The organism is Litorisediminicola beolgyonensis, from assembly GCF_042679605.1.
Classification (GTDB): domain Bacteria; phylum Pseudomonadota; class Alphaproteobacteria; order Rhodobacterales; family Rhodobacteraceae; genus Litorisediminicola; species Litorisediminicola beolgyonensis.
This window is the reverse complement of sequence record NZ_JBHTMU010000004.1, coordinates 40,379-57,973: the sequence shown is the minus strand read 5'-3', so window position 1 is coordinate 57,973 and position 17,595 is coordinate 40,379. Positions and strand designations below refer to the sequence as shown.

General features: G+C 66.2%; 18 protein-coding genes. 11 read left to right on the top strand and 7 right to left on the bottom strand.

All coding sequences use genetic code 11. The features are described 5' to 3' along the window. The first annotated feature begins 29 nt into the window (after positions 1-29). Entirely contained in the window at positions 30-1,088 is a 1,059-nt protein-coding gene (mnmH, locus tag ACFQ4E_RS03530) for a tRNA 2-selenouridine(34) synthase MnmH (RefSeq protein WP_386801540.1), read from the top strand. Here the strand turns inward: mnmH and selD are convergent. The 7 genes from selD to urtA form a co-directional block, all read right to left on the bottom strand. Continuing rightward, positions 1,070-3,226 (bottom strand): selenide, water dikinase SelD, encoded by a 2,157-nt coding sequence (gene selD, locus ACFQ4E_RS03525; RefSeq protein WP_386801539.1) that lies wholly within the window; start codon positions 3,224-3,226, stop codon positions 1,070-1,072. The genes mnmH and selD overlap by 19 nt on opposite strands. A gap of 77 nt (positions 3,227-3,303) precedes the next feature. Then, positions 3,304-3,999 (bottom strand): urea ABC transporter ATP-binding subunit UrtE, encoded by a 696-nt coding sequence (gene urtE, locus ACFQ4E_RS03520; protein ID WP_386801538.1) that lies wholly within the window; start codon positions 3,997-3,999, stop codon positions 3,304-3,306. Between the two features lie 9 nt (positions 4,000-4,008). Beyond that, the gene (gene urtD / locus ACFQ4E_RS03515; protein ID WP_386801537.1) at positions 4,009-4,749 is read right to left on the bottom strand and encodes an urea ABC transporter ATP-binding protein UrtD; all 741 of its coding nucleotides are present in this window, start codon (positions 4,747-4,749) and stop codon (positions 4,009-4,011) included. Beyond that, entirely contained in the window at positions 4,746-5,975 is a 1,230-nt protein-coding gene (urtC, locus tag ACFQ4E_RS03510; RefSeq protein ID WP_386801536.1) for an urea ABC transporter permease subunit UrtC, read from the bottom strand. Before urtC ends, urtD begins: the two co-directional genes overlap by 4 nt. After that, a complete protein-coding gene (locus tag ACFQ4E_RS03505) occupies positions 5,972-6,457 on the bottom strand; it encodes a GNAT family N-acetyltransferase (RefSeq protein WP_386801535.1) in 486 nt (161 codons plus the stop codon). The genes urtC and ACFQ4E_RS03505 overlap by 4 nt, the downstream gene beginning before the upstream one ends. A 4-nt stretch (positions 6,458-6,461) precedes the next feature. Then, complete coding sequence (urtB, locus tag ACFQ4E_RS03500; RefSeq protein ID WP_386801534.1) at positions 6,462-8,408, bottom strand: urea ABC transporter permease subunit UrtB; 1,947 nt, start codon at positions 8,406-8,408, stop codon at positions 6,462-6,464. Between the two features lie 84 nt (positions 8,409-8,492). Then, on the bottom strand, positions 8,493-9,782 hold the full coding sequence (urtA, locus tag ACFQ4E_RS03495) for an urea ABC transporter substrate-binding protein (RefSeq protein ID WP_386801533.1): 1,290 nt from the start codon (positions 9,780-9,782) through the stop codon (positions 8,493-8,495). A 487-nt stretch (positions 9,783-10,269) separates the two neighbouring features. Between urtA and ACFQ4E_RS03490 the strand changes: the two genes are divergently transcribed. The 10 genes from ACFQ4E_RS03490 to ACFQ4E_RS03445 all read left to right on the top strand — a co-directional run bounded on the left by ACFQ4E_RS03490 (position 10,270) and on the right by ACFQ4E_RS03445 (position 17,572). Continuing rightward, positions 10,270-11,682 (top strand): circularly permuted type 2 ATP-grasp protein, encoded by a 1,413-nt coding sequence (locus ACFQ4E_RS03490; protein WP_386801532.1) that lies wholly within the window; start codon positions 10,270-10,272, stop codon positions 11,680-11,682. A gap of 10 nt (positions 11,683-11,692) precedes the next feature. Continuing rightward, entirely contained in the window at positions 11,693-12,652 is a 960-nt protein-coding gene (locus tag ACFQ4E_RS03485) for an alpha-E domain-containing protein (protein WP_386801531.1), read from the top strand. Continuing rightward, on the top strand, positions 12,649-13,512 hold the full coding sequence (locus ACFQ4E_RS03480) for a transglutaminase family protein (protein WP_386801530.1): 864 nt from the start codon (positions 12,649-12,651) through the stop codon (positions 13,510-13,512). The genes ACFQ4E_RS03485 and ACFQ4E_RS03480 overlap by 4 nt, the downstream gene beginning before the upstream one ends. 100 nt (positions 13,513-13,612) lie before the next feature. Further along, positions 13,613-14,341 (top strand): peptidase, encoded by a 729-nt coding sequence (locus ACFQ4E_RS03475; RefSeq protein ID WP_386801529.1) that lies wholly within the window; start codon positions 13,613-13,615, stop codon positions 14,339-14,341. Positions 14,342-14,466: 125 nt separating this feature from the next. Next, positions 14,467-14,592: a hypothetical protein gene (locus ACFQ4E_RS03470; RefSeq protein WP_386801528.1), complete on the top strand. Its 126-nt coding sequence runs from the start codon at positions 14,467-14,469 to the stop codon at positions 14,590-14,592. A 483-nt stretch (positions 14,593-15,075) separates the two neighbouring features. After that, on the top strand, positions 15,076-15,456 hold the full coding sequence (locus ACFQ4E_RS03465) for a hypothetical protein (RefSeq protein WP_386801527.1): 381 nt from the start codon (positions 15,076-15,078) through the stop codon (positions 15,454-15,456). After that, positions 15,453-15,662, top strand: a complete 210-nt coding sequence (locus ACFQ4E_RS03460) for a hypothetical protein (protein ID WP_386801526.1) — start codon at positions 15,453-15,455, stop codon at positions 15,660-15,662. Before ACFQ4E_RS03465 ends, ACFQ4E_RS03460 begins: the two co-directional genes overlap by 4 nt. Next, on the top strand, positions 15,659-16,804 hold the full coding sequence (locus ACFQ4E_RS03455; RefSeq protein WP_386801525.1) for an AAA family ATPase: 1,146 nt from the start codon (positions 15,659-15,661) through the stop codon (positions 16,802-16,804). Before ACFQ4E_RS03460 ends, ACFQ4E_RS03455 begins: the two co-directional genes overlap by 4 nt. Positions 16,805-16,998: 194 nt before the next feature. Further along, positions 16,999-17,214, top strand: coding sequence for a helix-turn-helix transcriptional regulator (locus tag ACFQ4E_RS03450; RefSeq protein ID WP_386801524.1), 216 nt, complete (start codon positions 16,999-17,001; stop codon positions 17,212-17,214). Between the two features lie 49 nt (positions 17,215-17,263). Then, complete coding sequence (locus ACFQ4E_RS03445) at positions 17,264-17,572, top strand: hypothetical protein (protein WP_386801523.1); 309 nt, start codon at positions 17,264-17,266, stop codon at positions 17,570-17,572. Positions 17,573-17,595: the final 23 nt, after the last annotated feature.

Genomic DNA, 17,595 nt, shown 5'->3' with positions numbered 1-17,595 from the left:
GGCCGCCTCAGGCGCTATGGATCGCGGCCATGGCGCGCGCGTTCAACAGTTTTCCCGAGATCCTCTCGCACGGGTTCGACACCGTGATCGACGTGCGCTCCCCCGCGGAGTTCGCCGAGGATCATGTGCCGGGTGCGATCAACCTGCCGGTGCTCGACAACGAGGAACGCGCCCGGGTCGGGACGATCTACAAGCAGCAATCGCCGTTTCTCGCGCGCAAGCTCGGCGCGGCGCTCGTCTTCCGCAACGCCGCGGCGCATATCGAGGGGCCGCTCGCGCATCACGAGGGCGGCTGGCGGCCGCTCGTCTATTGCTGGCGGGGCGGGCAGCGCTCGGGGTCGTTCGCCTGGATGCTGCGCGAGATCGGCTGGCGGGCAGAGGTGATCGACGGCGGCTACCGGAGCTTCCGGCGGCTGGTCAACGCGGTGCTCTACGAGCGCCCGCTGCCGCATCGCCTGGTGCAGCTTGGGGGCTATACCGGGACCGCTAAGACCGAGATCCTCGGGCGGCTGCAGGCGCGGGGAGTTCAGGTGCTCGATCTCGAGGGGCTCGCGCGGCATCGCGGCTCGCTTCTCGGCGGGCAGGTGGGGGGACAACCGAACCAGAAGGGGTTCGAGACGGCGCTTGGCGTAGCGCTCGACGCGCTCGACCCGGGGCGGCCGGTGGTGGTCGAGGCGGAAAGCTCCAAGATCGGCGAGATCACCCTGCCGCCCTCGCTCTGGGCGGCGATGAAGGCCGCGCCCTGGATCGAGATCGAGGTGCCGCTCGCGGCGCGTGCCGAGTACCTGACCGAGGCCTATGACGACATCCTCTCGGATGCCGAGAGCCTGCGCGAGAAGCTCACGCCGCTCCGGCGCTTCCGGGGGCATGAGGTCGTGGACGGGTGGATGGACCGGATCGCGGTGGACGACCGGCGCGGGCTCACGCAAGCGCTGATGGAAGAGCATTACGATCCGGCCTATCGCCGCTCGATGAAGGCGGTCGCACCCGAGATCGTGGCGCGGATCGCGGCCGAGAGCCTCGACGCGGCGGCGCAGGACAAGGCCGCCGCCGAGATCGAGGCCGTGCTTCAGACGATCTCGATCTGACCGATCCGGTCGGTGACGGTGCCGATCAGCGCCGCCGGATAGCCCGCGTTGCGGAGCGCGTCGCGCAGTGCGGCGGCTGTGTCGGGCGCCACGGCGGCCAACAATCCGCCCGAGGTCTGGGGATCGAAGAGCAGCGCGGCCTCGGGCGTGTCCGGCGCGTCGGTCACGATTGCGCGGTTCTGCGGGTAGAGGCTGGAGCGATGGCCTTGCGCCGCCAGATCCACTGCGCCCGGCAGGAAGGGCACGTTTGCCAGGTCGATGCGCGCGCCGGTGCCCGAGGCCATGGCAATGTTCTGGAGATGGCCGACCAGTCCGAACCCTGTCACGTCGGTCATCGCGTGCGCGTCGCCGAGGAGGCGCGAGGCGGTCTCCTGCGAGTGGCACATCGCCTCCAGCGCCTGCGCGACCGCCGCGCCGGGGGCCGCGTATTGCATCTCGGCGGCGAGGATGGTGCCCGAGCCGAGCGGTTTGGTCAGGATGAGCGCGTCGCCGGGCTTTGCTCCAGACAGCGTGATCGGGGCACGGTCGCACAAGCCGGTCAGCGTCAGGCCGATGGTCAGCTCCGCTCCGATCGAGGAATGACCGCCGACGATCTCGGCGCCGCAGCCGCGCAGGATCTCCGACGCGGTCTGCATGATTTCCGACATGGTCCGCGCCGCGAGCGCGTCCGAGAGGCGGGGCAGGATCAGGCTGAGCGTGGCGACCTGCGGCCGGGCGCCCATCGCCCAGATGTCGCCGAGCGCGTGGTGGCAGGCGATGCGGGTCATCACCACCGGGTCCTCGACCATGGCGCGCAGGTGGTCGGTGGTCATGACCTGTCGCGCGTCGCCGGTGGTCAGGATCGCTGAATCGTCGAATTTCGAACTGGTTACATCGCGACGTTGAGGTTCCGGGAGCCGCGCCAATGCGTCGGACAGGGCGGAATGTCCGAGCTTCGCACCGCAGCCTCCGCAAAGGGGCTTCGGGCCTTGGGCCTCAGTCATCCCGGCGGAGCGCGGCCAGGGCAGAGCCACCGGTTTCGGCTGCGGAAGCTCTTGCAGTTTCTCCATGAAATTGCGGTCGATCCGGTCTTTCCAGCGCCAGAGCAGAGGCCCCGAGAGACTGAAGCCCGAGCGCGTCGCAAGCGCCGAGCGGTCCCCTAGAGAAACCAGCTTGAGATAGTCTTTTTGCGGGAAGTACTGCTTGTAAGAACCTGATCCCAAGGCGGTTTTGAGATTTTTCAGCAATGTATCGGCGGCGCGCACCGCATAGACCCCGGCCTTGGGGCGCGGCGCATGTGTAAGATGCGCGCAGTCTCCGGCCGCGAAGATCGCGGGATCGGAGCTTTGCAGGCGGGCATTGACCGAGACGAAGCCCTCGTGAAGCTCCAGCCCCGTCTGCGACAGCCAAGTCTGCGGACGGGCTCCGGCCGCACCGACGACGAAACGGGCGCGGATTTCCGTGCCGTCTTGAAGCGTGACGCCGCGGCGGGTGACTTTCACGATCCGGACATTCTCGTGCAGGGTGATGTCCATTTCCCGCAGCTGACCCAGCAGTTTCCGGCGAACGCCCTGCGATTGGTCGGAGAGCGCCGTGGTGGCCTCGACCAAATGCACTTCGGCCGCGCCATGACGCTCGCGGAGCGCGTGGGTCATGGCCATGGCCAGCTCCACTCCGGCGATGCCTGCGCCGATGACGGCAACCGGACCGGGCATGTCGCGCGCAGCGGCCCAGGCATCGGCGAAGGGGCCGAGCGGCTTGGCCGGAACCGCGTGCTCGGCAAAGCCCGGCAGGTCGGGAAGGTCCGAGGTGATCCCGATATCGAGCGAGGCGATGTCGTAGCCAACTGGCGGCCGTCCCGCGACGTGGATTTCGCGGGACGCGCGGTCTATGCCCTCGGCACGTCCAAGGATGATCCGTGCGCCCGCGAAGCGCGCCAGCCGCACGAGGTCGATCTCGAGTTCCTCGCGCGCGTAATGCCCGGCGACAAAGCCCGGAAGCATCCCGGAATAGGCGGTGGTCGGGCCGGGGTCGATCAGCGTCAATCGCGCGCCCGGCAGCGGGTCCATCGCCCAGCGGCGCAGGATCAATGCGTGGGTGTGACCGCCGCCGATCAGGACGAGGTCGCGGGTCAGGGGCAGGGGGGCGGTGTCGCGCATCGGGCACTCCTTCGCCCGGATCGTTAGGCCGCAGGACGGCGCGCCTCAAGCCCCGCCGCTGCGTCCTCGCGCTCCTGTCAGATCGAGACCTGCGCCAGAAGCGCGTCGCGGTCGACCTCACCGGCCTTGCCGGACAGGGAGACTTCGCCGCGGGTCACGGCGGTGAACCGGTCTGCCAGCCCCCAGGTGAAGTCGAAATACTGCTCCACGAGGACGATGGCCATGGCGCCCTCGTCTCGCAGCGTCGCGATCACCCGCCCGATCTGCTGGATGATGTTGGGCTGAATGCCCTCGGTCGGCTCGTCAAGCAGAAGCACCTTCGGGCGCGCGATCAGAGCGCGTGCGATGGCCAATTGCTGTTGCTGGCCGCCCGAGAGGTCGCCGCCGCGCCGCCCGAGGAACTCCTTCAAGATCGGGAAAAGCTCGAAGATATGGCCGGGCACGCCTCGCTCGCCGCGGGGCAGGCAGGCGAAGCCGGTCTCGAGATTCTCCTGCACGGTCATCAGCGGAAACACCTCGCGCCCCTGCGGCACATAGGCGATCCCGGCGCGGGCAGCCTGGTAGGCGGTGGGATGGGAGAGCGTCTCGCCATCGAGCCGGATCGTGCCGCCGGAATAGGGGTGGCGCCCGGCGATGGCCTTCAGGAGCGAGGTCTTGCCGACCCCGTTCGTGCCCATCACCGCGGTCACCTCGCCGCGGGCGGCATCGAGAGACATGCCGTGCAGGATCTGGCTCTGGCCGTAATGCAGGGTCAGGTCGCGGATCTCGAGCATATGCGCCTCCTAGCGGCCCAGATAGACGTCGATGACGTCGCGATTGGCGGTGACGTGATCGAGGCTGCCCTCGGCCAGAACCGAGCCCTCATGCAGGACGGTCACGCGGCAGTCGAGACGGCGGACGAACTCCATATCGTGCTCGACGACCACCACCGCGCGGGTGCGGGCCGCGCGCTTCAGCAGGTCGGTGGTGTGCTCGCGCTCGGCGGGCGTCATGCCCGCGGCGGGCTCGTCCACGAGCAGGAGGCGCGGGTCCTGCGCAAGCAGCATCCCGATCTCCAGCCATTGCTTCTGACCGTGGCTCAGCGCGCCTGCCTGACGCGGCAGATCGTCGTGAAGACCAACCTCGCGGGCCAACTCTTCGATCCGTGCGGCTCCGGCCTCGGTCTTGCGATAGAGCAGGACGTCGAAGGGCCCGCGCGGGTTCTTTAGCGCCATGGCAAGGTTCTCGCGTACGGTCTGCGCCTCGAACACGGTGGGTTTCTGGAACTTGCGCCCGATCCCGGCGCGCGCAATCTGGCTTTCGGACATCCTCAGGAGCGAGACCGATTTCTCGCCCCAGATCACCCGGCCCTCATCGGGGCGGGTCTTGCCGGTGATGATGTCCATGAAGGTCGTCTTGCCGGCCCCGTTCGGGCCGATGATCGCGCGAAGCTCAGGCTCGCCGATCTGGAAGCTCAGGTTGTTGATGGCGCGGAACCCGTCGAAGGAGACCGAGACGCCCGACAATTCGAGGAGCGATTTCATTTCTGCCCCTCCTCGCGACGCAGCGCGCCCTTGTCGGGACCGTAATCGCCGACACGGAAGGGCGGAAGGCGGTCGCTCACGAGGTCCACGAGGCCGCCCAGCCCCTTGGGCGCAAAGAGCGTGACCGCCACGAAGGAGAGGCCCAGGAGCAACAGCCACCAGTCGGTCCACTGGATGCGGTAGACGCCCAGATCGACATCCGGCGCGCCGCCGCCGGTGAACCAGCTCGACAGAAGCGACACGAAGGCCGTGCCGAGGACCGCGCCGTAGAGCCGTCCGCGCCCGCCGATGGCGACCCAGACCGCAAGATAGATCGAGGCGATGGGCGCGATCTCGGCCGGGTTGATGATCCCGGCCTGCGGGTAATAGAGCGCGCCCGCGAGGCCTGCGACCACGGCGGTCAGGGTGAAGACGAAGAGCTTGTAGGTCTCGACATGGTAGCCCAAGAACCGCACCCGGCTTTCGTTGTCGCGGATGCCGCGGATGACGCTGCCCATCTTGCCCGACGTGACCCAAGCAAAGAGCACGTAGCCGAGCGCCAGGGCGAGCGCTGAGGCCCAGAAGAAGGCGATGGAGATCACCGCCTGGCTGGTCTGGGCGAGGCCGGGGATGTTCTGGAGGCCCGAGAGGCCGTTATTGCCGCGCAGGCCGCTGTCGTTCTGGAAGAGGTAGAGCGAGAGCGCGAGCGTCATCGCCTGGGTCAGGATCGACAGGTAGACGCCGGTCACGCGGCTCCGAAAGGCGAGCCAGCCGAAGACCAGCGCGAGCAGCCCGGGCACCAGGATGACCATCAGAAGCTGCAGGAACAGGCTGTCGGCGAAGGACCAGATGAGCGGAAATTCCGACGAGCCCACGACGCTGAAGATCTGCGTGCCGATGGCGGAATGGATCTCGTCCGGGGTGGGCGGGATCGCGGCGGCCGAGAGGCTCTCCGTCACGATCAGCTCGGTCCGCGCATACATCAGCCATTGCCCGATGGCGTAGCCGCCGAGGCCGAAGAAGGCCATGTGCCCAAGCGACAGGATCCCGCAATAGCCCCAGACCACATCCATCGCGATGGCAACGAGGCAGAGGCAGAGCGTCTTGCCGAGCGTCTTGACGAAGGAGGTCGAGATGAGGCCGATGCCGGTCGCCTCGGCCAGGACGGTCACGCCGAGCGTGAAGGCGGCAAGAAGCGCGAGGAACACCAGGATGGACGGGTTCCGGGCGATGAAGCTGCGGTTCATGCCGGCTCCTTTGTCGTGGTCAGCTCGAGGGTCAGAAAGAGGCTGTGCGGGTCCGTCACATAGGCTCCGAAGGGCGGGCATTCGGTGAAGCCATACGCGGCGTAGAGCGCCCGCGCCCCGGCGAAGTCCGGATGCGTGCCGGTCTCGAGCCAAAGCGCCGTCAGCCCGCGCGAGCGGGCCTCACGGATGATGGTCGCGAGGATCGCGCGGCCCGCACCGCGGCCGCGGCAGGCGGCGCGGGTGTGCATGGACTTGATCTCGCCGTCGCGCTCGGACAGCGCCTTGAGCGCGCCCATGGCGATCAGTTGGTCGCCTTCGCGCGCCACCCAGATGGTGATGTCGGGCGTGAAGAGCGCCGAGACGGGAAGCCGGTGGCAGCTCTCGGCGGGCGCGGTGCCGTCGCAGAAGGCGACATGCGCTTCCACAAGCTCCGCGAAGGCGGGCGTCGGTTCTGGGAGGATGTCGATGTGCAGTTCGGCCATGGCCTCAGTCTCCCGCCGCGCGGCCCTTGAGGGCGACGATGCCCTTGGGGCGGAACTGGATGAAGAGGATGATGAAGAGGATCATGTAGGTCTGCGCCGCCAGCGTGTTCGACGGGTTGAACCACTCGATGCCCTTCTGCAGCCCGCCGATCAGCGTGGCGCCCGCGAGCGTGCCCCAGACATTGCCGACGCCGCCCACGACCACGGTCATGAAGCTCTGGACGATGTAATCGGCGCCCATCTCCGAGGTCACCTTGGCGTAAAGCCCGATCGCCACCCCCGCGATCCCGGCGATGCCCGAGCCGAGGCCGAAGGTCAGCATGTTGATCCGGTCGGGATCGATCCCCATCGAGGCCGCCATCCCTGGGTTCTGCGTCACAGCGCGGACCTCGAGTCCGAGCCGGGTGCGGTTCAGCACCACGAGGATCAGCGCCAGGAAGATCAGCGCTAAGATAAAGATGGCGATGCGGATATTGGCGATCTGGACCACGTCGTTGATGAGCCACGCGCCGTCGAGCCAGCCGGGCGAGGTCAGCGGGCGCGCCTGCGTGCCGAAGATGTTCTTGGCAAGCTGCTGAAGCGCGATGGAGATGCCGAAAGTGGCGAGCAGCGTCTCGAGCGGTCGGTGATAGAGATGCCGGATCACCAGCCGCTCCATCGCAACGCCCGCCGCAAAAGTGACCGCGAAGGCCAGCGGCAGGGCGACGATCAGCGACAGCGTGTAATCGGGCACGATCTGCTGGACGACATAGCCGGTATAGGCGCCCATCATGATGAACTCGCCATGGGCCATGTTGATCACGCCCATCACGCCGAAGGTGATTGCAAGGCCGATGGCGGCAAGGAAGTAGATCGAGGCGAGCGAGATCGCGTCGAGCCCGATATCGAGCACCTGGTTGCGCGCCACGCGGGCCTCGACCTCGTCAAGCGCGGTGCGGGCGGCGTCGGTGATCGCGGGGTCGCTCTCGTCATAGGCGCGGTAGAAGACATGCGCGTCGAGCGCGGCGTCGCGGTCCGCGTCGGTCACGATCGGCGGGGCCGATCCGGCCTCGGCCAGCGCGGCATAGGCCCGGGCACGCGCGGCCTCCGTGTTGAGCTGGCCGACGGGGATGCCGCCGACGCGGCCATCGACGATGTTCTGGGTCAGGGTCTGCTTGATCGCATCGGCGCTCTGGCGCGGCGGCGCGAGCCCGGCCTCGACCAGCGCCGCATAGGCGGCATCGCGGGTCAGGTCCGTGCCCGGCTCGAGGATCGCCGCGATATTGGCGTCTTCGGGGAGCGCTTCGGCCACGCCCTCGGTGGTGGTCAGGATTTGGTTCAGCGCCGCGCGGGTGTCGAGATCGAGCGCCGAGGACAGGTTCCCGATCGCCTCGACGCGGGTCTCGGTGGCGCGTCCGAACCGGGCGGCGAGGATATTGGCGAGCCGCTCCTTGCGGGCGCGGATCGTCGCGTCGGGCTCGTCGGGGATCGAGGCGCGGAGCGGCTCGAGCTGGTCGGCATCCGGGCGGCGGAGGATCGAGTCGAGCGCATCCGTCCGCGCCGCGGGATCGGGGTCGGAGAGCTGGAATTGCACCAGCGCGCTGCCGATCACCCGGCGCACGCCGCCATTGGGACGGATCTCGGTGATCTCATCGGCCGGGGCGGTCCCGGTCTCGTCGCCGGTCTCGATGTCGAAGAGCGTGTAGGAACCGTCGGAGCGGTCTCCGTAATAGAACAGCCCGTCCGAGGATCTCCGGACGACCTCGCGCTCCTGCCAGCGGTTCAGGAAGGTGGCCGTGCCCGGCGGCTGCGTCGCGATCAGGTCCTCGATGACGACGCCGACGCTGCGGCGGCCGGGATCGGCGACCTCGTCGGCATGGGTCTGGAGCAGCTCCTGCAGCGCGCTTCCCTGCGCCCATGAGGCGGGCGCGGCAAGGACGAGCGCGAGAACGAGTGTGAGGGCGCGCAGCATGGGATTTTGAAGCTTTCCGGGAGCGTGAGGGGACCCGGGCGCGACGACGTCGCGCCGCGCCCGGGCGGTATTCGGGAGGTCAGATCAGTAGTTCGACTCGATCTGGACGCAGCTCTCGGTCTCGGTGTTGTACATGCCGCACTGGAGGTCCTTCCAATCCGACTTGAGCACAGCCGATTCCGGCAGGAAGTCGGTCCAGGCATCGCCCGGCACCGGCTCGGTCTGGCTGATGATGTCGAACTGGCCGTCGGCGCGGATCTCGCCGATCAGCACCGGCTTCGAGAGGTGGTGGTTCACGCCCATCACGGCGGTGCCGCCGGTCAGGTTCGGGAACTCCTGGCCCCACATCGCCTCGCGCACGGCGTCGACATCGGTGGTGCCGGCCGCCTCAGTCGCATTCACCCACATGTTGAAGCCGATATAGTGGGCTTCCATCGGGTCGTTGGTCACGCGCGCCTCGTCGCCGATGAAGGCGTGCCAGGTCTCGATGAACTCGGCATTCGCGGGCGTGTCGGCGGACATGAAGTAGTTCCACGCGGCGAGGTGGCCGACGAGGTTCGAGGTATCGAGGCCGGAGAGCTCTTCCTCGCCGACCGAGAAGGCCACGACGGGGATGTCGTCAGCCGAGACGCCCGCTGCGGCAAGCTCCTTGTAGAAGCCGATATTGGCGTCGCCGTTGATCGTCGAGATCACGCCGACCTGCTTGCCGTCCGCGCCGAGCGCCACGACGTCCGAGACGATCGTCGCCCAGTCGGAATGACCGAAGGGGGTGTAGTTGACGAAGATGTCCTCCTCGGGGATGCCGGCATCCTTGAGGTAGCTCTCGAGGATGTTGTTGGTCGTCCGCGGATAGACGTAGTCGGTGCCCAGGAGCGCGAATTTCTCGACGCCGAGCTCTTCGAGGAAATAATCCACCGCCGGGATCGCCTGCTGGTTCGGCGCCGCGCCGGTGTAGAAGACGTTCTTCGAGCTTTCCTCGCCCTCGTACTGGACGGGGTAGAAGAGCAGGCCGTTCAGCTCTTCGATGACGGGCAGCACGGATTTCCGCGACACCGAGGTCCAGTTGCCGAAGATCACGTCGACCTCGTGCACGGTCAGCAGTTCACGCGCCTTTTCGGCGAAGAGCGGCCAGTCCGAGGCCGGGTCGACCACGACCGCCTCGAGCTCGCAGCCCAGAAGACCGCCTTTTTCGTTCTGCTGCTCGACGAGCATCAGCATGGTGTCTTTCAGCGTGGTCTCCGAGATCGCCATCGTGCCGGAGAGCGAGTGCAGCACACCGACCTTGATCGGGCATTCGGCGTCCTGGGCGAGAGCGGGCGCGGCGGCGACGAGCGCGGCCAGAGCGACACCGGTGAAATGCAGTTTCTTCTTCATTGTCCTACCCTGTTGCGGGCGCGGGACAGCTTAGGCCTTGGGGGCAGCCCCCGCCGGATGGCCTGCAATGTCTGTCGCCGCAGCGGTTGCGTTGCGATCGCGCAGAGGGTGCGACCCGCCGGGTCGTAAGGTCTCCGCGTGAGCTCCGGATACGCCGTCAATCGGCGCAACATTTGCGTAGCGATTGCGCAGCCTGACGCCACGCGGCGCTGGTCCGGCCCTCTCCGAACCGGGGCGCGTGGTCGTTTTTTGGGCGCTTTTGCCGGGGGCTGCCTGTTTCGTGGGCGATTGCCTCAGCGGACGCGGCGGTTCGCCCCGATTGCCGGGCCGGAATGTCGATTTTGCCTGATTTTCGGGCGGCATGGCCTAATTCTATCCGCACGCACTGGCCGCGCCGCGGCAGGATGGGAACGGCGGCGGGTCCGGATTGCACAGGCTAGCGAGGACATGCAGTGATTGCTGCATCTTCCTGAAATACAAGGGCGTTATGACCAGAACTTTTGACGAGATGGGAGCGGGGGGCGAGGTTCGGCAGGCCTATGCCGAGCTGGAACGCTGGCACCGCGACATGCCGCTGGACCTCAGAAGCCTGAAGCAATCCGAGGCCGAGGCACTCTTCCGGCGGGTCGGCATCACCTTCGCCGTCTACGGCGAAGGCGGCGATCCCGAGCGCCTGATTCCCTTCGACATGTTCCCGCGGGTCTTCACCGCGGACGAGTGGCGCAAGCTCGACCGTGGCATCCGCCAGCGGGCTGCGGCGCTGAACGCCTTCCTCGCCGATGTCTATGACCGGCGCGAGATGATCCGGGCGGGTCGCATCCCCGAGCATCTCGTCACCCATAACGAGGCGTTCGAGCGCGCGGTGGTCGGCATGCGCCCGCCGCGCAATGTCTGGTCGCATATCGTCGGCATCGACCTCGTCCGCACCGGCCCGGACCAGTTCTACGTGCTCGAGGACAATTGCCGGACGCCCTCGGGCGTCTCCTACATGCTGCAGAACCGCGAGATCATGATGCGCATGTTCCCGCAGCTTTTCGTCGAGAACCGCATCGCGCCGGTGGACGGCTACGCCGCGGCGCTGAAACGCACGCTGGCCTCTGTCGCGCCGCCGAAATGCGACGGCGAGCCGACGGTGGTGATCCTGACGCCCGGCCAGTTCAACTCGGCCTATTACGAGCATTCCTTCCTGGCGGATCTTATGGGGGTCGAACTGGTCGAGGGGCAGGACCTCTTTGTCGAGGGCGATTTCTGCTGGATGAAGACCACCGAAGGTCCGCAGAAGGTCGACGTGATCTATCGCCGGATCGACGACGCCTTCCTCGATCCGCTGTGCTTCCGCCCCGACTCGATGCTGGGCGTGCCGGGGCTGATGAATGTCTACCGCTCGGGCGGCGTCTCGATCTGCTCGGCCCCGGGGGCGGGCGTCGCCGACGACAAGGCGATCTACACCTACGTGCCCGAGATGGTGCGCTTCTACCTGGGCGAGGAGCCGATCCTCGAGAACGTGCCGACCTGGCAATGCGCCAAGGACGACGATTGCAAATACGTGCTCGAGCACCTGCCGGAGCTCGTGGTCAAGGAAGTGCACGGCTCGGGCGGCTACGGCATGCTGGTCGGTCCCAAGAGCGACAAGAGCATGATCGAGACCTTCCGCGAGAAGATCATGGCCAAGCCGTGGAACTACATCGCCCAGCCGACCCTGGCGCTTTCGACCTGTCCGACCTTCGTGGACGAGGGCGTCGCGCCGCGCCATGTCGACTTGCGGCCCTATTGCCTTGTCGGCGAGACCATCGAGCTTGTGCCCGGGGGCCTCACCCGCGTCGCGCTTAAGGAGGGCTCGCTGGTGGTGAACTCCAGCCAGGGCGGCGGGGTGAAAGACACCTGGGTTCTGGCGGAATGAGGGTGACGACATGCTGAGCCGCACCGCGACACATCTGTTCTGGCTGGGCCGCTATATCGAGCGGGCCGAAACCATGGCGCGCCTTCTGGAAGTGGGCGCCCGCAACGCGCTGATGCCCGATATCGGCGGCGGATACCGCAACGACTGGAAGGCCATCCTGCAGGCCACTGGATCGCTCGACGCGTTCGAGACCAAGTATCGCGACACCGTCCAGCGCAATATCGAGACGTTCCTCTTTTTCGACGAAGAGAACCCGTCCTCGGTCAGCTCCTGCATCGCGATGGCGCGCGAGAATGCCCGCGTCGTCCGCACCGCGCTCACGAGCCAGGTCTGGGACGCGATCAATATCGCCTACCAGGAAATGCGCGAGATGCGGCGCACCGAGCGCTCGAAGCTGTCGCTCGCGGAACTGGCGGAGTGGACTCAGCGCTCCTGCGCGACGATCCGCGGCGCCATTGCCGCGACGCAGCTGCGCAATGACGGCTATCACTTCATGGGGCTCGGCGTCGCGCTCGAGCGCGGCGACAACACCGCGCGGCTGCTCGACGTGAAATATTACGTGCTGCTGCCGTCGCTCTCCTATGTCGGCTCGGGGCTCGACAAGTCGCAATGGGTGACGCTGCTGCGGTCGATGTCGGCCCACGGAGCCTATACCTGGACTTACAAGGGCGAGATCACGGCGGCGCGGATCGCGCATTTCCTGATCCTCAACCGCGAGTTCCCGCGCTCGCTTTTGACCACGGTCCAGAAGACCAACGATCACCTCGACGCTCTCGCCCGCGGCTACGCGCAGCACGGTGCCACACGGGCACAGACCGCGGCCCGGACCTTGCTGTCGGAACTGGCCGAGGCGACGGTCGAGGACGTCTTCGACGAAGGGCTGCACGAGTTCCTGATCCGCTACATGGGTCTCAACGCCGAGATCGCGGCCACCGTTCAGGACACCTATCTGCAGGGGATACCGGCATGAGGCTCTCGGTCCGCCACACCACGACCTACCGCTTCGAGACCCCGGTGCGGCGGCTGGTGCAGTCGCACCGTCTCTGGCCCTCGCGCTTCTCGGGGCAGGACGTGATCGAATGGTCGGTCACCGTGCCCGGCGCGCTGCGCGGTGCGAGCTTCCGCGACGGGGCAGGGGACTGGACCGAGACCATCTCGGTCACCGGCCCGGTCGAGGAGCTGGTGATAGAGGTTGCGGGCGAGGTCGAGACCCGCGATCTCGCGGGCGTGCTCAAAGGCCATCGCGAACTGGTGCCGCCCTCGGCCTACTTGACCGCGACCAAGCAGACCTTCGCGGATGCCGATATCCGGACGCTGGCGCGCGACGCGCTCGACGGCGTCTCGGCGGAGGCCGGGCTCGACCGCGCGCACGCGCTCGCGCGCGCCGTGGCGGAGGCGGTCGAATACGTGCCCGGAGAGACCGAGCCTGCCACCACCGCCGCCGAGGCGCTGGCGGGCGGCAAGGGCGTCTGCCAGGACCACACCCATGTCCTGATCGCCGCCGCTCAGGCCAGCGACATCCCCGCGCGCTACGTGACCGGCTACCTGATGGCTGGCGACCAGAGCAACGGCACCGAGGCCAGCCATGCCTGGGCCGAGCTCTTCGTTCCGGTTCTGGGCTGGGTCGGCTTCGACGCGGCCAACAGCTGCTGCCCCGACGACCGTTATGTCCGTCTCGGTTCGGGCTACGACGCGCAGGACGCCGCCCCGATCCGCGGCGTCGTCTCGGGCCAGTCCGACGAGGCGCTGGAGGTCGCGGTGTCGGTGCAGCCGAGCGGCCAGAGCCAGAGCCAGAGCCAGTCGGGGGATGCGCAGACCCAGCAGCAGTGACGTGGCGGACGCTGCGCGGAAATCTTTCCGCCGGGAGATTGCGCTTTTCCCGCGGCGGACCTAGCTCTGCGAGCGCTGCAACCGGGGTTCGGGGACTGACATGACCTACTGCGTGGGACTTCTGCTCGATCAGGGCATCGTGCTCCTGTCGGACACCCGCACCAATGCCGGGCTCGACAATATCTCGATCTATCGCAAGATGTTCACCTTCTCCAATGACGGCGAGCGGGTGATCGCGATCATGACCGCGGGCAGCCTGTCGGTGACCCAGACCACGCTCGCGCGACTCACCGAGGCGACGGAAGAGGACGATCCCGACGAGACCCGCTCGATCCTGCACGCGCCTTCGATGCTGAAGGTGGCGCAGATCATCGGCGCGACACTTGCCGACGTGACCACCGACGTGTCGATCAAGCTCAGCCGGATGAACCAGTCCGCGACCGCCTCGCTGATCGTGGCGGGGCAGCGCCGGGGCGGTCCGATGCGGATGTTCCTGATCTATCCCGAGGGCAATTTCATCGAGGCCACGCGCGACACGCCGTTCCTCCAGATCGGCGAGCACAAATACGGCAAGCCGATCCTCGACCGGGTCATCACGCCCGAGACCTCGCTCGAGGATGCGGAGAAGGCCGTGCTCTTGTCGATGGATTCGACCCTGCGCTCGAACCTCTCGGTGGGCATGCCGCTCGATCTCGTGGTGATCGAGAAGGACAGCTTCCGCATCTCCCGCCAGCGCCGCATCGAGGCCGAGGACGAGCGCTTCGCCCAGCTCAGCCGCGCCTGGTCGGACGCGCTCCGCGACGCGTATCAGAAGATCGAGAGCCTCTGACAAAGCTGCGCCTGCGACATCCTGTGCGCTGGTCGCGACGGAGGTGGTGCCCTAAGTTTCCTATTGGAAACCGACGGGCTGCCCATCGGCTCCGACTGTCATCTGATCTTTCGACGGAGAGACATATGTCCGAGACACAACAGACCGCGCGCACCAGCGCAAGCGCCCCTTCGCTGAGCTGGCAGGACCTCGCAGAACGCTGGAAAGCCGCCTGCGCCATCGGCCGCACGGCGCAATCGCCCGCGCACTGAGCCGGGCACAGTTCGGATCGACCGCGGGCGGGCCTCAGGGCCCGCCCGCGGTCGTTTAAGCGCCGCGATTGTATGCGATCGTGGACGTGACGGGGGTGGTGACGACCGGGTTTCTGCCGAAAGGTCGATGCAGGAGAGCGCCCGACCCGCGGGGGCGCGCGCACGAACAGGTCATGCCGGTCGGCCACATCCGGGGCTCGGCTGGACAAGGTCTGGTGATTCCAGGGGATTAGTGGAGGCGAGTACCGGAATCGAACCGGTGTACACGGATTTGCAATCCGGCCTGAAATCCAAGAAAGTCAACATGGTTCTGTTTCAAAAAGTGCCCCGACAAAACGGGAACAGACCGCGAAAGTTTCAAACGCCGATTTGAGCCAAGCAAAAGAAAACGCCGCTGCGGCTGGACCCCGCAACGGCGCTGGAAATCTTGAGGCTCAGGAAGCTCCTCGCGGTCAGAATAACCGGCCTCGCCGTGCTTCGGCAATGTCGAAATACGCGGCCAAGCCCCACAAGCGCGCGGCGCGATCTCTTGGCTGCGCACTGACGCTCGACACCTACGAGGCATGGCGAGATTTCTCGACCATCTCCGCGCTGCGCCTGACCGATGTCGAGCGGGCCAAGCTGGCCTGGGCGGCTCTGAAAGCCTTGGAGCCGGAGCAAGCCGAGATCGTCGCGAATACCGTTCTAGGCGGAGCTGGGATGCCGATTGCGCCTCTCTTCGATGAGTTGGGCGAGGCCGCGACGTGGGTGACCTTCGCCAGCGAGACGGAACTCGACGCCTATTGCACTGCCGCCTTCGAGGCCATGACCGAGGAGCGCCGTAAGGCCTTCTTGGCCTATGCGAACGGGAGGGCAGCGGCATGAGGGGCGAGATCGAAATTATCGACGGCTGGGATGATGAGAACCGCTTCGGGGTGATGGTCTGGGACCGCCACCGGGACAGCGGCTATCTCGCCCGCACCTTCCCTGATCGGCAGCGCGCCATCGACTTCGCCGAGGGCATGGTCGAAGCGTCTAACCTGACGCTCTGTACCGCCGATGTGGTTCCTCTGCATGGGGGTGCCGCATGATGCGAAGTTTCGACCAGATCGCAGCCGAACTGGAAGCTGCACGCGGCTATCCGCATATTGGTCGCGAGGAGGAGGCTGCAGAGCCTTCCCGCGCCTCTTGCTTTTATCCGGCATCGTCGCTCAAGGGTAAGAGCGTCAAACCCCGTGAATGGCTGGTGCACGGGCTTATCCCGCAAAAAACGGTAACGCTGTTCAGCGGCGATGGCGGCACGGGCAAGAGCCTGCTCTCGCTGCAGCTCGCTGTGGCCGTAGCCACCGGCACCGGATGGATCGGCAAGGGCGTCTCTCCTGGTCGTGTGATCTATATGAGCGCCGAGGACGATGACGACGAGCTGCACAGGCGACTGGAAGACATCGTCCGCGCTGAGCGTTTGTCTTACGACGATCTCGAAGGTTTGACGCTGCGGTCTCTCGCTGGCGAAGACGCGCTTCTCGCCGTCGAAAGTCAGGTGACTATGATGAAATCCGAGTTGTTCAAAGAACTCGACCGCAGGGCGGAGGATGAGGCCCCGTCTCTGGTCGTGATCGACACGCTCGCGGACGTCTACCCTGCGAACGAGAATGACCGAGCCAAAGTGCGCCAGTTCATTGGCATCCTTCGCGGGCTGGCGCTTCGGCGCGGTTGCGCGGTGCTTCTCCTCGGACATCCCTCTCTGACTGGCCTGTCGAGCGGCAGCGGTTCTTCCGGCTCCACCGCTTGGAACAACTCGGTGCGCTCGCGACTGTACTTGTCCCGGATCACCGATGGCGGTTTCGAGGCCGATCCTGACCGCCGCGTCATGACCACGATGAAAGCCAACTACGGGCGCATCGGGGAAGAGACGCACATGAAGTGGCAGGCCGGGGTGTTCGTGCCCGAGGTGTCGGAACAGGGCTTGGACAAGCTGGCAGCAGGGGCCAAGGCGCAGCGGGTGTTCATGAAGCTTCTGTCCGCCTTCACGGCCCAGGGACGGCAGGTAAACCATGCGGGCGGGCCGAACTATGCCCCCAAGCAATTCGCTGAACACCCGGAAAACGAGGGCATGACCAAACGGGCCTTCAAGGCGGCGATGGATGGCCTGTTGGCGTCGGGCAAGATCAGGATTGAGAAGGAAGGGCCAGCGTCGAGACCCCGCACGTTCATCGTGGAGGCGGGCCAGTGACGACCATGCAAACCCCCTTCATCCCCCCTAGCAAAGTGGCTTCTGTAGTGGGTTCATCCCCCCTTCATCCCCCCCTTCATCCCCCTAGCGCCATATATCCCCATACCCCTAAGGGCTGTGCGCCCGCCCTGAGAGGCGGGGCGCGCCCCAACGGAGAGCCTTCGTCGCAGCAAAAACAAGAAATGAGGTTAGCAGTGACCGATCATCCTCCCTTGGACCGCTGGCGCTTCGACGCCATCACCACCGGCCCCGAGAAGCTCTGGGGTTTGGAGACCATCGCCCGTGCTCTGGGCATCTCGGTCTCGACCGCTCGCCGCTGGGCAAAGAACCCGCGCATCCCGATCCGCAAGGTCGAGGGCGCTGGTTACCTGGCTATTCGATCCGAGCTCAACGCTTGGTTGTCCCGGTGACCTTTGATAGCTTCGCGTTATCTCCCAAGCATTGGTCCTGACCAACCCCATGACAAATGAAAGCGAGTTCAACGAGAGCGAGCTTGAAGGACAGCTCTCCGCTTATCTTCGCGAGCTGTTCCGTTCGAATTCAGGCAAGAAAGGCCCGGATCGCGTTGCCGTCTCAAGCGCTCAGGTAAGGCGAGACCTCGGCGTTGTTTCGACCGTATCGGAGAAGCGGATCAAGAAGCTTCTGATGGATGAGATGACCCCCTTGGACGAGGCGGTTCTTAATCCGGGCAGCGAGCCAAACACGCTGATCATTATTGATTTCAAGTTGCCTCGGCCCAAACCTAAAAGGGCTAAGAAATCCGGCTGATAGTCGAGGCGGGGGTGGTCTCT

Coding starts and splice junctions, on each gene's coding strand:
- ACFQ4E_RS03475 (WP_386801529.1), top strand. CDS start 13,613: ATGACCTACTGCGTGGGACTTCTGCTCGATCAGGGCATCGTGCTCCTG.
- urtE (WP_386801538.1), bottom strand. CDS start 3,999: ATGCTCGAGATCCGCGACCTGACCCTGCATTACGGCCAGAGCCAGATC.
- urtD (WP_386801537.1), bottom strand. CDS start 4,749: ATGAAATCGCTCCTCGAATTGTCGGGCGTCTCGGTCTCCTTCGACGGG.
- urtC (WP_386801536.1), bottom strand. CDS start 5,975: ATGAACCGCAGCTTCATCGCCCGGAACCCGTCCATCCTGGTGTTCCTC.
- mnmH (WP_386801540.1), top strand. CDS start 30: ATGGCGCGCGCGTTCAACAGTTTTCCCGAGATCCTCTCGCACGGGTTC.
- ACFQ4E_RS03465 (WP_386801527.1), top strand. CDS start 15,076: ATGTCGAAATACGCGGCCAAGCCCCACAAGCGCGCGGCGCGATCTCTT.
- ACFQ4E_RS03445 (WP_386801523.1), top strand. CDS start 17,264: ATGACAAATGAAAGCGAGTTCAACGAGAGCGAGCTTGAAGGACAGCTC.
- ACFQ4E_RS03490 (WP_386801532.1), top strand. CDS start 10,270: ATGACCAGAACTTTTGACGAGATGGGAGCGGGGGGCGAGGTTCGGCAG.
- ACFQ4E_RS03460 (WP_386801526.1), top strand. CDS start 15,453: ATGAGGGGCGAGATCGAAATTATCGACGGCTGGGATGATGAGAACCGC.
- urtA (WP_386801533.1), bottom strand. CDS start 9,782: ATGAAGAAGAAACTGCATTTCACCGGTGTCGCTCTGGCCGCGCTCGTC.
- ACFQ4E_RS03480 (WP_386801530.1), top strand. CDS start 12,649: ATGAGGCTCTCGGTCCGCCACACCACGACCTACCGCTTCGAGACCCCG.
- ACFQ4E_RS03505 (WP_386801535.1), bottom strand. CDS start 6,457: ATGGCCGAACTGCACATCGACATCCTCCCAGAACCGACGCCCGCCTTC.
- ACFQ4E_RS03455 (WP_386801525.1), top strand. CDS start 15,659: ATGATGCGAAGTTTCGACCAGATCGCAGCCGAACTGGAAGCTGCACGC.
- ACFQ4E_RS03485 (WP_386801531.1), top strand. CDS start 11,693: ATGCTGAGCCGCACCGCGACACATCTGTTCTGGCTGGGCCGCTATATC.
- ACFQ4E_RS03470 (WP_386801528.1), top strand. CDS start 14,467: ATGTCCGAGACACAACAGACCGCGCGCACCAGCGCAAGCGCCCCTTCG.
- urtB (WP_386801534.1), bottom strand. CDS start 8,408: ATGCTGCGCGCCCTCACACTCGTTCTCGCGCTCGTCCTTGCCGCGCCC.
- selD (WP_386801539.1), bottom strand. CDS start 3,226: ATGCGCGACACCGCCCCCCTGCCCCTGACCCGCGACCTCGTCCTGATC.